The sequence below is a fragment of the Colwellia sp. Bg11-28 genome, from assembly GCF_002836245.1.
Taxonomy (GTDB): domain Bacteria; phylum Pseudomonadota; class Gammaproteobacteria; order Enterobacterales; family Alteromonadaceae; genus Colwellia; species Colwellia psychrerythraea_A.
Genome location: NZ_PJBA01000006.1, coordinates 301832 through 315793, shown reverse-complemented (window position 1 = coordinate 315793; position 13962 = coordinate 301832). Strand labels below are relative to the sequence as shown.

Annotated in this window: 11 protein-coding genes and 1 pseudogene; 1 reads left to right on the top strand and 11 read right to left on the bottom strand. The window is 37.9% G+C overall.

What is annotated here, in order from left to right; translation table 11 throughout:
- Positions 1-2: 2 nt before the first annotated feature.
- Positions 3-518: an RNA pyrophosphohydrolase gene (rppH, locus tag CXF79_RS08295; protein ID WP_011044379.1), complete on the bottom strand. Its 516-nt coding sequence runs from the start codon at positions 516-518 to the stop codon at positions 3-5.
- Between the two features lie 151 nt (positions 519-669).
- On the opposite strand from rppH, the gene mutH reads away from it, so the two are divergent.
- A complete protein-coding gene (gene mutH, locus CXF79_RS08290) occupies positions 670-1338 on the top strand; it encodes a DNA mismatch repair endonuclease MutH (RefSeq protein WP_101154623.1) in 669 nt (222 codons plus the stop codon).
- A gap of 21 nt (positions 1339-1359) precedes the next feature.
- Here the strand turns inward: mutH and CXF79_RS08285 are convergent, their stop codons facing one another.
- The 10 genes and pseudogenes from CXF79_RS08285 to CXF79_RS08240 form a co-directional block, all read right to left on the bottom strand.
- Positions 1360-2283, bottom strand: coding sequence for a D-hexose-6-phosphate mutarotase (locus CXF79_RS08285; RefSeq protein ID WP_101154622.1), 924 nt, complete (start codon positions 2281-2283; stop codon positions 1360-1362).
- 147 nt (positions 2284-2430) lie between these two features.
- On the bottom strand, positions 2431-4638 hold the full coding sequence (locus CXF79_RS08280; RefSeq protein WP_101154621.1) for a patatin-like phospholipase family protein: 2208 nt from the start codon (positions 4636-4638) through the stop codon (positions 2431-2433).
- Between the two features lie 244 nt (positions 4639-4882).
- The gene (locus CXF79_RS08275) at positions 4883-6175 is read right to left on the bottom strand and encodes an amidohydrolase family protein (RefSeq protein WP_101154620.1); all 1293 of its coding nucleotides are present in this window, start codon (positions 6173-6175) and stop codon (positions 4883-4885) included.
- Positions 6176-6183: 8 nt separating this feature from the next.
- Positions 6184-7641 (bottom strand): amidohydrolase, encoded by a 1458-nt coding sequence (locus tag CXF79_RS08270; protein ID WP_232769203.1) that lies wholly within the window; start codon positions 7639-7641, stop codon positions 6184-6186.
- Between the two features lie 250 nt (positions 7642-7891).
- Complete coding sequence (locus tag CXF79_RS08265; protein WP_101154618.1) at positions 7892-10087, bottom strand: bacteriohemerythrin; 2196 nt, start codon at positions 10085-10087, stop codon at positions 7892-7894.
- Between the two features lie 121 nt (positions 10088-10208).
- Positions 10209-10838, bottom strand: coding sequence for a protein-methionine-sulfoxide reductase heme-binding subunit MsrQ (msrQ, locus tag CXF79_RS08260; protein ID WP_101154617.1), 630 nt, complete (start codon positions 10836-10838; stop codon positions 10209-10211).
- Positions 10816-11055: pseudogene (locus CXF79_RS23605) on the bottom strand (hypothetical protein). Before CXF79_RS23605 ends, msrQ begins: the two are co-directional and overlap by 23 nt.
- Before the next feature lie 63 nt (positions 11056-11118).
- Positions 11119-12135: a protein-methionine-sulfoxide reductase catalytic subunit MsrP gene (msrP, locus tag CXF79_RS08250; RefSeq protein ID WP_101154616.1), complete on the bottom strand. Its 1017-nt coding sequence runs from the start codon at positions 12133-12135 to the stop codon at positions 11119-11121.
- Between the two features lie 152 nt (positions 12136-12287).
- On the bottom strand, positions 12288-12656 hold the full coding sequence (locus CXF79_RS08245) for a glutaredoxin family protein (RefSeq protein WP_101156215.1): 369 nt from the start codon (positions 12654-12656) through the stop codon (positions 12288-12290).
- Positions 12657-12858: 202 nt separating this feature from the next.
- Positions 12859-13410 (bottom strand): DUF2058 domain-containing protein, encoded by a 552-nt coding sequence (locus tag CXF79_RS08240; protein ID WP_011044389.1) that lies wholly within the window; start codon positions 13408-13410, stop codon positions 12859-12861.
- Positions 13411-13962: the final 552 nt, after the last annotated feature.

Sequence of the window (13962 nt, the reverse complement as noted above, 5' to 3'; positions counted from 1 at the left end):
TATTAAGCCCTACGTTTACGGCGATCAGGTCGCCTTTCATACGTAAGAGGTAAAGCAAAATTAGCAAATTCTTTCATGACCATTCGATAAACATCTCGTTTAAAAGATACTACCTGTCTGACTGGATACCAATAGCTTACCCATCGCCAGTCATCAAATTCAGGATGCGAGCTATGAAGTAAATCAACTGATGACTCAGCTGCAGTGAGCTTTAATAAAAACCACTTTTGCTTTTGACCAATACAAACGGGTTTAGAGTCATGCCTAATATAACGTTTTGGTAATTTATATTTTAGCCAATGCTTAGTTGAAGCAACAATTTTCACGTGTTCAGGTTTTAAACCAACTTCCTCATGTAGTTCTCGATACATGGTTTGTTCAGCAGTCTCACCTTCATCAACTCCACCTTGTGGATATTGCCATGAATGTTGTCCATACCGCCTTGCCCAAAATACTTGTCCCATGTCATTAATTATTACTATGCCGACGTTGGCGCGATAGCCTTCGGCATCGATCACAGGAACTCCTGACAATATATAAAATACTTGCCTCAATTCAACCATATTAACGTCAGTGGAGCAAATGATTACTTTAATTTTTTTAGTAAATCTATGATAATAGTCACTAACCTTAGTAAGAAAATATTTCCTGGTTAATGTCGTTTCTTTTATGAACATACCCTCTTCTGAACAAGCACTCATGCACAACGCCCAAAATTTAGCTGGTTTAACGTTAGGTGACTTGGCTAAGCAAGCGGGTATTGTCATTCCAAAAGACTTAACCCGTAATAAAGGTTGGATCGGTTTATTACTGGAGCATGTTTTAGGTGCTAGCGCAGGCTCTAGGCCTGAGCCTGACTTCCCCCACTTAGGCATAGAGTTAAAATCATTGCCTATTAATGAACAAGCTAAACCACTTGAGACAACCTTTGTCAGTGTTGCGCCCTTAACAGGCCTTGTCGGTGTAAATTGGCATAACTGCTATGTACGCAAAAAATTAGCACGAGTATTATGGGTGCCAGTGATCACGCCTAAAGATGTACCAATTAGTGAGCGTATAGTGGGCACACCTTTTTTGTGGTCACCTAACGCTGAAGAAGAAGCCTTATTAGCTCAGGACTGGCAAGAACTCACCGATATGATTGTACTCGGTGAAGTAGAGAATATTCATGGTAAACATGGACAAGTAATGCAGCTGAGACCCAAAGCGGCTAACAACAAAGCAAGAACCCAAGCATTCGATCGTAATGGTAAACCTTTTATGACCTTACCCCGTGGTTTTTACCTTAAGATTAACTTCACGCAAGGTTTACTACATCGTTATTTGCGTATCAATTAATATTGGATGATCTTTTTAGTATTAACAGTTAGTGACAGTTATTTCTTGTGAAATAACAACCGTTTCACCCGCTGGTATTATTTGCCAGCTAGTATTTGCTGCTTCTAAACAAACATACTCTTGCTCACCTTGAGGGTGAATATCTGCCATAGTGTTTGCTAGTTCCGTACCGGGATTCCACAATACCCATTGCTGACAATTACTGCTTATTATGTCAATTTTACGCTGCCAATGATTATCAATAACCGTCATTTTTTCACTGCTATGATATTCACGATCTATTTCACCAACACAACTTACAGCCTCTTGTTGAGTACTTGAATTGCCCGTGAGTTTGTCACTATAACGAACTCCTGTTAAGGCATCGATACTCACATTGCCTGGATTACTGACCGTAAAGTAGCTATGTAGGGCAGCAGAGTATTGTGCATCCTCTAAAGAGTCATTGCTCATCGTCAGTGTTTGTTTAAGGTTTTTACCAAAAAATAAGGTTTGCGTTAAGGTATACGCATTAGGCCAGAGCGGGTGTTGCTTATCACCACTTAACACTAAAACTAAAGTAACACCGCTCTCATCAGCATCAATGCTTGTTATGTGCCATGGCAATTGACGAGCAAAACCATGATTCACTGGTTTTAATGCTGTGTTTGGATTTTCTGTGAGATATTGACTTTGTTTATCATTAGCACCAAACCAAGGCCAGCACAAAGGGATACCACCACGAATAGCTTTACCCATTTGATAACTAGCTTGTTCACTTAACCACAAAACATCCCTATGACCACTGGGTTTAAAGCTTAAGACTTGCCCACCGTATAAACTTACCTTTGCTTGGCAATAGGCATGAGAAATATTAAGTCCCTCAAACCGCTCTTCACCACTTTCTTGGTTTAGTGTAATTGAAGTAACTTGAGCAAAATCATTATTTAGTGGTATTTTTGTCATGGCGTAAACTAATATGGTTAGGTTATGAAACGGTAAATTCTATAAGCAGTTAAATTCTATAAAAAGAAGAGGTTGTTTGATAGCATAAAATGTTACCTCTCTGCTTTTACTTGATAACAAGCCGTATAAAAATATTCACCTTTATCACTACCAGTTTTTACCTATCGATAAGAAGAATGAATGTTCTCCACTTGTCGCAAAGCCCATCCCTAAAACTGCAGGCCCAAAACTGGTATCTGTACCTAGGTAAATACTGCCTGAACTGATTAAATCATTATACCTAATCCTGTCTTCTCCCCCCCAAACATTCCCGGCTTCTAAACTTGTGCCTAAATAAATAGGTAAGCCTGAGCCACCGGGTATTTCACGACCTAAATCATATTGATAAACAACTGCAGCAAAGACTTTATGTACGCCAATTAGCGCATCTTCTTGGTAACCTGAAAGGTTTAGAAATCCACCTAATTCAGTTACATGGACACTAAAGTCGCTTTCATTGTCGATAGTGGCAAAAGAGGCTATTCCAACAAAAGTATGACCTCTAATCCCTATAGCGCCTCGCCAATCAAGGGCAAAGGTAGTCGCAGTATCTTTTTCTACATCACTTAATTGAGGTGAATATTCATCTTTTAACCACTTCACTTCAATTAATAATTTATTACCATTGGTGGGGAAATTAATACTATCTAGGGTATCGTAACCAAACGTTATAAAACTCCCGTAACTGTCATAATCAAAATCATCAGTACCTGGTTTATCAAGAGAAAGATCACCTGTTTCAGCAATAACGCCTAACTCAATAATCCCTTTAAAAGAATAATCATAGCCCAATGCTAGTGTCGCTTGATAATACTCATTTCTGAGCTCTTCACGAAAACTTGTTTTCTCCCACTTATCTTGGGCAAAAGAGACTCTTGCTCTACTATATATATCATGACTGTGATCAAGCGGTTGATAGAACTCACTCGCGAGTAAACTTTCCCACCCCAATTCAAGCTCGTTTAACCAACGTCCACCATTCATCGAAACATTTGTCATCAAATAAGACATATTGATTGACGTAATAGACTGATCAGAGAAATCTGTTTTTAAGTTAAAGCCAAAATCAAAATAATTTGGTCCCCAAGACTTAGCTTGCGTAGTTAAGGTGATAATTCGTCCTTCTGGCGAATCATCAAATTCAACGGTGACTTGTTCAAATTTATCTAACGCATAGACTCTATTTATAGCTAAATCTAAGGCTTCTTTAGTGAGCTTTTTTCCTAGTTCAATCGCAAAAACTTTCTCTATTATGTCGTTTTCTACTTTAGAGTTATTGTTAATTTTAATTTTAGTAATATGTCTGGGTAAAGCATCAAACCATTTTTTTGCCTTCAGCTTTTTTTGATTTTTATAGGCTTGATAATCAACATCACTGATTGCTAATTTCATCAACGCTTGTGATTGTGCCTGTGCTTCCTGCTCACCTAACTTCAAAGCTTCAGGCATAACAGACCAGTCAGTGGTACTTAATTTATCGATAGCGGGACGCAACAAAATATCTTTATCAGTAAGTAACGCCTTTTGCGCCAAACTGGTATTGTTGGTGAGAATTGTAGATAGCTGATTGAGTACAGATACCGTACTGGTTAGCTCACTTTGTTCAGCGAGCGGCGAACCTATATCAATAGCAATAACAATATCGGCGCCCATTGCTTTGATTACATCAATTGGCATGTTATTGGTGATGCCGCCATCAACTAGCGTTTTACCATCAATTTCAACGGCTGCTACAATACCTGGTACCGCTGCTGATGCTTTCATAGCCTCATTAATGCTGCCAGAATCGAGAACGACCATTTTTGCTGTGGCGATATCAGAAGCAACAGCGCGATAAGGGATTGCCAAATCATCAAAACTGTCAAAAGAGCGAACAGTATCCGTTGAACGCTGTAGAATTTGGTAAGCACTCTGACCTAACAACAACCCATGTGGAACTTTAAATTCACCATCGCTATAACCTAATCGTATTGATATGTTATACCTATCTCTATGCTGTTTTTTATCATAAGCCAATGATTCTCTGGGTATAAAGTCTGAATAGCTCTCATCCCAAGGCATGCCAAGCATAATGGCTTCAATTTCACTCACTTCATAACCTAACGCGTACATTCCACCAACATAGGCGCCAATACTCGTACCTACCACATAATCGATAGGAATATTATGCTGTTCGAGTACTTTAAGTACGCCAATATGGGCTGAGCCTTTAGCACCGCCACCACTTAACACCAGACCAATCTTGTCTCTAGAGTGGGCCGAAAAAGCCAAGGTAGTAAGTTGAAGTATTAAAAATAAAGTAATAATGAAACGCATGATAGTTGCTTATAAAAGAGTTAGTTAAGTATGAGAATTACTCCAATGATAGAGAATGGAGGTTAAAATACAAGTTTATTCTCTTGATGCCATGTCCTGATTGCGAAGCGCTAGGTGATCAGTGTGGTTATTTCAATCATTGAAGCGATTAAAATAAAAAATCCTGGATTTTAAATGCTTCTTAAAATACAGGATTTATTTAATTGTACATAAACTTTTTGTGAATGATTACACACTTAATAAATCATTTAGTGTACGCACGTGGCATACCCGTTTCGACGGTATAACGCTCGCGTAATGCATCTTGACGTGATTTTAATGACATGGCTTGACCGTTAATCCACATAGCATCCACTTTGGTGCTTATTTCAAAAGGGTCACTACTCCATAAAACTAAATCAGCATTTTTACCAACCGCAATACGACCAGAGTTTAAGTTAAAACTATCGGCAACATTAGCTGTAACGGCTGCTAAAGCAGTAGTTGCAGCGACACCATTGGCAACCGCCACACCCGCATCAAAGCATAATTGATTAATATTATAGCTTTCACCACTATTACTGATAATCACCTTCACACCAGCATCAGTCAGTTTAGCAACGTTAGTAAGTGAGTTATGCAAGGAGTCAAAACTGCTAGGTAAATTATCAATAGCACTCATCATCACAACAACATTGGCTTTAGCTATTTCATCGCTAACTAATACCGCATCACTGGCGCCAGCGAGTATCAAATTAAGGTTAAACTTCTGTTTTAACTTAAGCAAAGCTAAGATATCAGTCGCCCTATCAGCATAAGCAATTAAAGGCTTATCTCCCGATAATAGCTCATTTAGAACCAGCTCAGATCGTGATGGTGTTTCGGCTTCTTTTTCTTCTTTATCTTTTTTACTGCTAGCTTTAACTTTTTCTGCTTTAGCTAACGCTTTTTGCGCATCTTCAAGTTCATTGCTTAACGTTTGAAGTTTTGTTGCCCGAGAGCCTTTGCCCGAAGCACCCAGCGAAACGATCACGGCATTTTGTGGCATGATCACACTGTCAAAGTCTCCTGATAAGTTAACAACGAAGCTTTGGCCCGTAATAACATCTTCACCACCATAGGGCATAACTAAACTACTGGTAATACCGCCCTTTCGAGCATAGGCGATTAACGTAGATTTAGGGTTAAACGCTAAACTGGCATCAAAAGTAATATCAGCATCTTTATCCGAGCTATCGCGAGTATCGGACACTGCACCGACTTCCACTAAACCAAGTAAGTTATGCGTTGCAATAAAACCAGGCGTTAGAATACGTTCTTTAGCATCGATGATAGTGTCCGCACTAAGCGATTCAGGCACTTCATCTTTACCATATACAGCGGTAATTTTTCCTTCATCGACCATAACGGTTGCTTGAAATAAAACACCTTTTTTAGCTACGGTATAAACAGTAGCATTGGTAATTGCGATTGATTCAGCCTGAACAACACTAGTTGTTACAGTAAGTGCGCCAAGCAAAACATAGCGCAATGAAGTAAGTAATTGAGTATTTTTCATTGTGATTCCTATTTTTTATTTGCTGGCTTAATTGCCGGATGAGTTGCCGGATGAGTTGCCGGATTAGTAGCTGATTTTTTTTCTAATTGAGTAACCACTTTACTCACGTGATTATCTAGCTGTTGACCAAGTAAAAAGTCACTTTTAGCTTGGTATTTATCATCAAAACGATCATAAACTTTAGCACCATCAATAAACACTTGTTCAGCTTGGGCATAAACACTAAATGGGTTCATATTCCAAACTACGACATCAGCATTCTTGCCAGCTTCTAGGCTACCTACTTCATCGTTAATACCTAAAGATTTGGCTGCATTAGCGGTAATCCACTTTATGGCATCTTCTTCTTTTAAGGCAAAACCATTTTCATTGGCGCGGTACATCACTTTCGCCGCTTCTTGGTTTAAACGCTGAATAGTTGTTGCTGAATCTGAATGAACAACAGCACAAGAATTTTTAACGGCATCAACAATGGCAACATTTTCTTCAACCATGTCATAGGCTTCCATTTTGAATCCCCACCAATCTGGCCACATAGCAGCACAGTTACCATTAGCCGCTAATAAATCGGCGACTTTGTAACCTTCAATTGCATGATGAAAGGTACCTGAGTGATAATTAAATTCATTACCAAGATCAATCATTACCGCCATTTCTTCCGCTTTATAACAATGGTTATGAATTAAAATTTCGCCGTCTAAAACGCCCATTAAGGTATCGAGTGCTAAATCACGTTTAGGTGCATCAGGATTTTTCCCTGCACTGTAGTCACTGTCATATTTATCCCAATCACGTTTGTATTCTGTAGCGGCAAGCCAAGCGCTGCGGTAACCAGCAACATTACCCATTCGCGTTGAAGGTAAAACTTTTCGACTCCCATAAACACGTTTAGGGTTTTCACCACACGCCATTTTCAAGCCGTAAGGCGCACCCGAGAACTTCATGCCTTGCATAGTTTCACTCGGTACGTTGCGTAATGTAACGCCGCGACCACCAAATAAATTAGCTGAACCAGGTAAAATCTGTAAGCTTGTTATACCGCCAGCACGCGCTGCTTGAAAAGCAGGATCTTGTGGCCAAACACTATGTTCAGCCCATACTTCTGACGTATTAGGAGACGTCATCTCATTACCATCGGAGTGTGACTCTACTTCTGGATTAGGATAAACGCCTAAATGAGAATGAACATCAATAATGCCTGGCGTGATCCATTTACCTTTCATATCAATAACAGTGGCCTGCTCTACTGACAAATTATTGCCCACCTGAGTGACCTTGCCATTAACTAACAAAATATCCCCATTATTGATACGCTCACCGGTACCGGTTAAAATTGTGGCATTAGTTAATAAAGTACTTTCACTAGGTAATGCTTGATAGGTGCTCGGGTAAGGATTTTTATTGATAACTACTTTTGCATCTTGTTTTTCATTGGGTAAACAAGCCGTTAAGCCCAACGATAGCATAGTGGTGGTGAGCAGAGTAAACGTAGTTTTTTTACTAATAAATTGACTAATAGGCTGACTAATAGGTTTCTGAATTGGCTTATTATATGAATCTAAGGTAACTAAATTACGCGGTAATGACGTTTTAAGCATTGTAATTCCTGTAACGAAAAATAATGCCTAACACCATAAATTTATTTTGATAAAACAACAAGGTAATGACGATAAGTAGTCACTTATCTACGTTTATTTACATATATACGTTAATTGATCACTGTTGAGCAACGACAACCTTATTTCTGCCACTATTTTTTGCTTGATAGAGAGATTTATCCGCATGGGCTACAAAAGTTTCAGCATTGGTAAAATATTCACTTTGCCACTGACTCACCCCAATGCTAACCGTTACAGATATTTGATTATTGGCAATATTTAATTCAAGTTTTGCTATTTTTTGGCGTAAACGTTCAGCAAACTTTTGGGCATTGACCAACTGAGTATTTGGCATAATAATCACGAACTCTTCACCACCAATACGGGCAACAACGTCACTACTTCGAACTGCTTCAACGCACGTTTGATAGAACATTACCAAGACCTCATCTCCTACACCATGACCATAACGGTCATTGACACTTTTGAAGTGATCAATATCTAACAGCATAATAGATAATGGGCTGCCATGATTATTAACATTGGCTATTTCTTGATCAAGTACCTCGTTAAAGTGGTGGCGATTAACAGCACCGGTTAAAGCATCAGTCAAGGCTAGTTGCTGAAAATGATCCTGTTGAGACTTTCGGTATTTAATCTCTTTCTGCTGCTGACTGACTGTCGCTTTATACACATCACCTTGAAGCAATTTCCGGCGAAGCTTTTCAAAAGCTAATTGCATAGATCCAATTTCATCTTTGCTATCAATATGGTTAAAGTGAATGTTATTCTGCCCTTCAGACATATCATTTAATGCGTACGTGAGTTTTCTTACTGGGCTAATAATGCTGTAATTAAGCACTAACGCAAAGAATATAGCCACCAACAAAAATATCAACATGGCAAGAATGATCAAATAACCTTCTTTTTTCAATTTTTGACTTTCAATGTATATTTGCCCATCAAATTCGTTAATGAGTCTTTGAACCACGCTATTTAAATTATCGACTTTTGCTGACATCACCTTGAACCATCTTGCGGCTCTGACATCTTTATCTTCAAACTGCATTGTTTCTAGATAAGAAGACTCTAAGTGTTGTCGCAGCGCAAAAGCATCACAATAGTGGCCACAGATTGACTTTTGAGCTGAACTTGCTGCATTTTTAAATATGAGCAAGGTATTTAATTGTTTTCCTATCAATAAACTAACTTCAACATTTCCATAAATATTGTCTTGATGGTTTTCAGCCATTTTCATACCAATAGCACGGATTTGCCCCATAAACTCTTTATAACGTAGTATGGCATTAATGGCTGAAATATCATTGGCGTGACTTGAGCCTATTTCTATATGGACCAAATGGTCAGATACCGACAGAAGTTGTCCAATTAATTGGGTATAAGCATGATAAGTTTCTTCAAAACCAACAATTTTCTGGTCTAAATGCATTCTGTGACGCGACAAGTTCGCTACTATTTCCTGAAAATTAGTCATATAACGACTAACACTTACTTTTATTTCTTGGTTAGCAGACTGCTCTAGTAACCATAAAAAGTATTGGATTTTAGCATCTGTACTTTTTCGGCGTTGTCTTAGTTGTTTAGCAAAACTTCTATAGTTTGAACTAGTGTAACCGGTAGATAAACCTCGCTCGGCTTGTAATGAGTGACTAATACCATTGACTTGCTCGATAACAGAATTAAGACCTAATACCTTAGAAATACTGTCATAGCGTTGGTAATTGTCTTTAAGTATAAAGAAACAAAGTAGTAACACTGCTGCAACAGGCAGTAGTGTTGTGATTAAAACACGATGGCTTAAAATAAGGCAGTGAGACAATTTCATCGAGAAAAATCTTAACCAAGGGTGCTTGGCTTTTTTATCTTTTTCATAACGACTGAACTCTTGAAAGCAATGTATGGCAGGTACATAGTCTAGATCTTCTTCTAAAATATGCTTTATTAACCATTGCTGTAAAAATAAGATAATTTTATCTTTTACTGCCTCAGATTCTGTAACCTTGGCAAACCACTGCTCTTTCAACTGTGGTATTTTTTTAATAAACGCTTGGTGACTCAATTTATGAGCCTCAAGCTGCTTATAGTCAATTTTAGCTAGTAAGGCTTCTTCTCGAGCAAAATGAGATAGGCAATAACCTTCAAGTCTTTCAAAAATAACATCAATATCATCCTGTCCAAGCTTTTCATTTTTGGCAGACATCAATTGCGCTAAAATGGCAATGAGCTTTTTATGGTCGTTATCTAGGCTATCAATGCCGACACTCATTCCCTCGTCCCAAACTAGCTCTGCCATAAAATCTTAAACTTCCCTTTAATTACACTTCACTGTAGTAAAACAGTAGCTTGTATATTTATTATCCGATTAGGACGGGTAGATTATAGAAAAAAGCAATGTTATACCAATGTAAAAAGAGTTATTTAGTCCTTATTTTTTTAACAAATATAGACAGGATCAAAGTTTTAATTTTTTTATAGCGAAATGCTAATAAGGCAACCGTTAACAGCATGTAGAATAAGGGTGAAATGATTTCTGATTTAACCGACCAATAAAAGTGCACTGACACTAACATGGCAATAAAATAACTGTAGTTATGCAAACTTTGCCATGATTTCCCCATATTACGTTTAATACGATTAAGGGAAGTAACGGCAAGCGCTGTTAACAGAATAAAAGCAATCATGCCAATAGTGATATATGGCCGTTTAACCACTTCGCTAAAAAATAAAGACCAAGCAAGCTGTAAATCAAAGACCAAAAAGTTAAATAAATGCATCAACGCATAACTGAAAGTATATATACCGAGTAAACGTCTTATCTGTAATAGATAGCCCAGTTTAAATTTTTTGGCAATAGGTGACACAGTCAGTGTTACTAATAACAAGTTAAAAGCACCAATACCGGTAAAATGAATAACTTCCTGCACGGGATCAGCACCAAGCTGATCATTAAAGGCAAGGTAGTATAAATTTAGTAAAGGTAAAAACGCAGCTAGATGAATAACGACTTTTAACAGTAGAACTTTATTCGATGTAGTGAAAAGCATATAACAATAAGGCCTTAGGGACTGTTGAACTTTTGAGATTATTTTTGCAGTGATTTGTTGGATGTTTATACAAGGCAGAACTTTTGTCATGTGGTTATTCTACATAAAAAAGCGATAACGAAGTAAAAACAACCAACAAACGCTGTCCGAAGGATTCGGCTAAAAGTGTTTTACTCTTTGTTGAGTAGTATTTGCTTAGAATTACTAGGCTACACACTACTCGCCGCGATTAAATCCCTTTTACCTCGAACAAAACTTAACCGCTAAAGATAAACAGTCCCTAGTAATACTTAGTTAAATCCATATTTTTATACATATGCGCGACCTGTTCTCCATAGCCATTAAAAGGTAAGGTCTCAATGCGGTTTCGAGCAAATAACCCGCCAGAGGTTATCCGCCTTTCGCTGGCTTGACTCCATCTTGGATGATCATGCGCTGGGTTTACATTGGCATAAAAACCATATTCACTAGCTGCGAGTTTATTCCACGTTGTCTGGGGTTTTTCACGTACCAACTTAATTGATACTATTGATTTAATACTCTTAAAACCGTACTTCCATGGAACAACCAAGCGAATTGGCGCACCATTTTGTGGGGGTAATGTTTTACCATACAAACCGACACTCATTAAAGTGAGTGGATTCATCGCTTCGTCGATACGTAACCCTTCCACATAAGGATAAGCAATACCGCCACCCAAACGTCTATCGCTTTGACCAGGCATTTGCTCAGGATCATGCAGTGTTTCAAAAAGCACGTATTTAGCCGATGAGTTTGGCGCAACTTTTTTTAATAAATCAGCTAAAGAAAAACCAATCCAAGGGACCACCATTGACCAAGCTTCTACACAACGAAGTCGGTAAATGCGCTCTTCTAGGGCAAACATAGTCGTTAAATCATCATAATCTAAGGTAATGGGGTTATCACATTCACCGGAAATAGATAGTTGCCAAGGGTTAACTTTAAAATTTTGAGACAATTCAGTGGGTTGATTTTTCTGAGCGCCAAACTCATAAAAATTATTGTGGCTAATAACTTTTTGTTCCGGAGTTTTAATTAACGAAACATTATCTTTATCCGCAGTAAACTTTAAAGGCGTTGTTTTAAAACTACTCGCATCAGCGTCTTTATTATCAAAAAAACCAGCATTGGCTGTTTTAGATATTACTGAGCCTAATAGAGCACCTGCACCGAGAAATCCCATATTTTTGATAAGTTGACGGCGCTGTATATAAACTGACTCATCAGTAATGTCGGATGTTTTTAGTGCGGATTTTGGTGGGGTTTTTATCAACATAAAGGGCCTACTAAGTTTTCAGAACAAGTGATTAACTTAATAGACACATTTTTTTGATAAATAATTTCAATAATAACTTTATAATCACCCTAAGGAGATCAACACCCATTAACTTTTCAATCAAATGTTAGTGAGTATAAAAATAATCAAGGTTAGGCAGCCTTAGTTAACGCTTGTAAGTGGCTAACTACATCACTTGACTCATATAACCATTGCACTTGGCCATCTTCTTTTTCAATACGTAAACAAGGCACTTTACGTTTACCGCCTTCACGCACAAGCTCTGCACTGTAGTCATTATTACCATTGATATTACGCAGCTCAATTTTCAACCCTTCACGCTTCATTGTACGACGGACCTTCACACAAAATGGACACGATGGTAGTTGATACAAACTGAGTGTTCGTGTTTTATCGTCAATTCTGGCTTGCTCGTCTGCGGCGCGTTTTGGCGATCGTGGTGAAAAAGTAAGGTTTAGTAACAAAATTAATTGACCTATTGGCCAACGGATAGCTTTCATCAACATAATAAATAACAACTCTTGTAAATCAAATAAATCTAAATAAAGCTAACATATTGTTTATGCTAGCCATTGTAATAGCGTTAGTTTTATTGGTGTGTTCGACACCTAATTTCGCAGTATTCTAACACATGCAACGAACATTTATCTGTCCGCTATTAACCGGGGAAACAGTTTACATAAAATGCATTCCTGATTCGTCCTACCACATCAAATCATCTGGAATTTGATAATCAGCGTACGGATCATTTTCATCGGTTTCTTCAGCATCAACTTTATCGTTCTGAACAAGTATGATGTTTTTATCAAGTTCTGCGACTTTTTCTGCCGTTTCACTGGTAACAAGATAGGTAGTTTCATTCAAACCACACAGTGCCAAACGACCATTGACTAACGCTTTATGCGTTTTGCTATCTAGCGCTAATTTTTTAACTTTATTATCGAAAGTGTAATTATATTCACTTTCCCCTCTCACACCAGTTAGTTGGTGATGCTCAAGAATCTGTTTGATGCGTAATTGTTGTTCTTTATTAGCGATCTCAATATTTTTTGCATCATTAAGCGCACTATCTTTAGCAAGCTTATCTGCTTTTGATAGTGCTAAGTCTTGCTTTACTTGCTCTTGCAAGCTTGCACCATGCTCAACACCACTGCGTTGTTGTTTGTTTTTCTTACGCTTGTCAGCATTAGCTTGCCGCGTTTTTTGTTTAGTGGTTAATCCGGCTTTGAGCAATTGATCTTGGAGAGAGGCCATCGGTAATCCTTACTGTGTTATACCAATCGTACTATTTATTGGTATTAGTACGATATGGTACAGAATCAGTACAATAGGTGAATCAAAAATTGCCGCTATTCTACCTATTTTTAATACCAAGTCCATTAAGTTATTTCCCACTCAGCGAGAATTAAAAGGTTTAAAGGCAAGGTATTGATTGAAGAGAATGGTTATTCCCTTGTCAAAATCAATAACACAGCATGTAAGCCTTTTAAACTCGCCCTTGGGAGCTTGTCATAAAAGCAATAACTGTACAAATTTGTGAGATATAGACATGACTATACCAGCAAAAATTTTGTTTGTTATAACTCTTCTGACATAGCTCTGAGGTGGGAATAAATTTAATGGAATTGGTATTAGTTAAAATGCGAATCTACTCTCGTAATAGCTAACGCAGGATAATTTATCCTCTCTATTAATATGGCTACTTTACTCTTAACGGTTAAGTTAACTTTTTACTTATTTCCACTATCGTTCTTTTAAAGTACTAAGCCCGTGGTATAAGGACTTTACCTTAGTTTTATCCGTTTT

Coding starts and splice junctions, on each gene's coding strand:
- CXF79_RS08280 (WP_101154621.1), bottom strand. CDS start 4,638: ATGCGTTTCATTATTACTTTATTTTTAATACTTCAACTTACTACCTTG.
- CXF79_RS08285 (WP_101154622.1), bottom strand. CDS start 2,283: ATGACAAAAATACCACTAAATAATGATTTTGCTCAAGTTACTTCAATT.
- CXF79_RS08265 (WP_101154618.1), bottom strand. CDS start 10,087: ATGGCAGAGCTAGTTTGGGACGAGGGAATGAGTGTCGGCATTGATAGC.
- CXF79_RS08270 (WP_232769203.1), bottom strand. CDS start 7,641: ATGCTATCGTTGGGCTTAACGGCTTGTTTACCCAATGAAAAACAAGAT.
- msrQ (WP_101154617.1), bottom strand. CDS start 10,838: ATGCTTTTCACTACATCGAATAAAGTTCTACTGTTAAAAGTCGTTATT.
- CXF79_RS08245 (WP_101156215.1), bottom strand. CDS start 12,656: ATGAAAGCTATCCGTTGGCCAATAGGTCAATTAATTTTGTTACTAAAC.
- CXF79_RS08275 (WP_101154620.1), bottom strand. CDS start 6,175: ATGAAAAATACTCAATTACTTACTTCATTGCGCTATGTTTTGCTTGGC.
- CXF79_RS08240 (WP_011044389.1), bottom strand. CDS start 13,410: ATGGCCTCTCTCCAAGATCAATTGCTCAAAGCCGGATTAACCACTAAA.
- mutH (WP_101154623.1), top strand. CDS start 670: ATGAACATACCCTCTTCTGAACAAGCACTCATGCACAACGCCCAAAAT.
- msrP (WP_101154616.1), bottom strand. CDS start 12,135: ATGTTGATAAAAACCCCACCAAAATCCGCACTAAAAACATCCGACATT.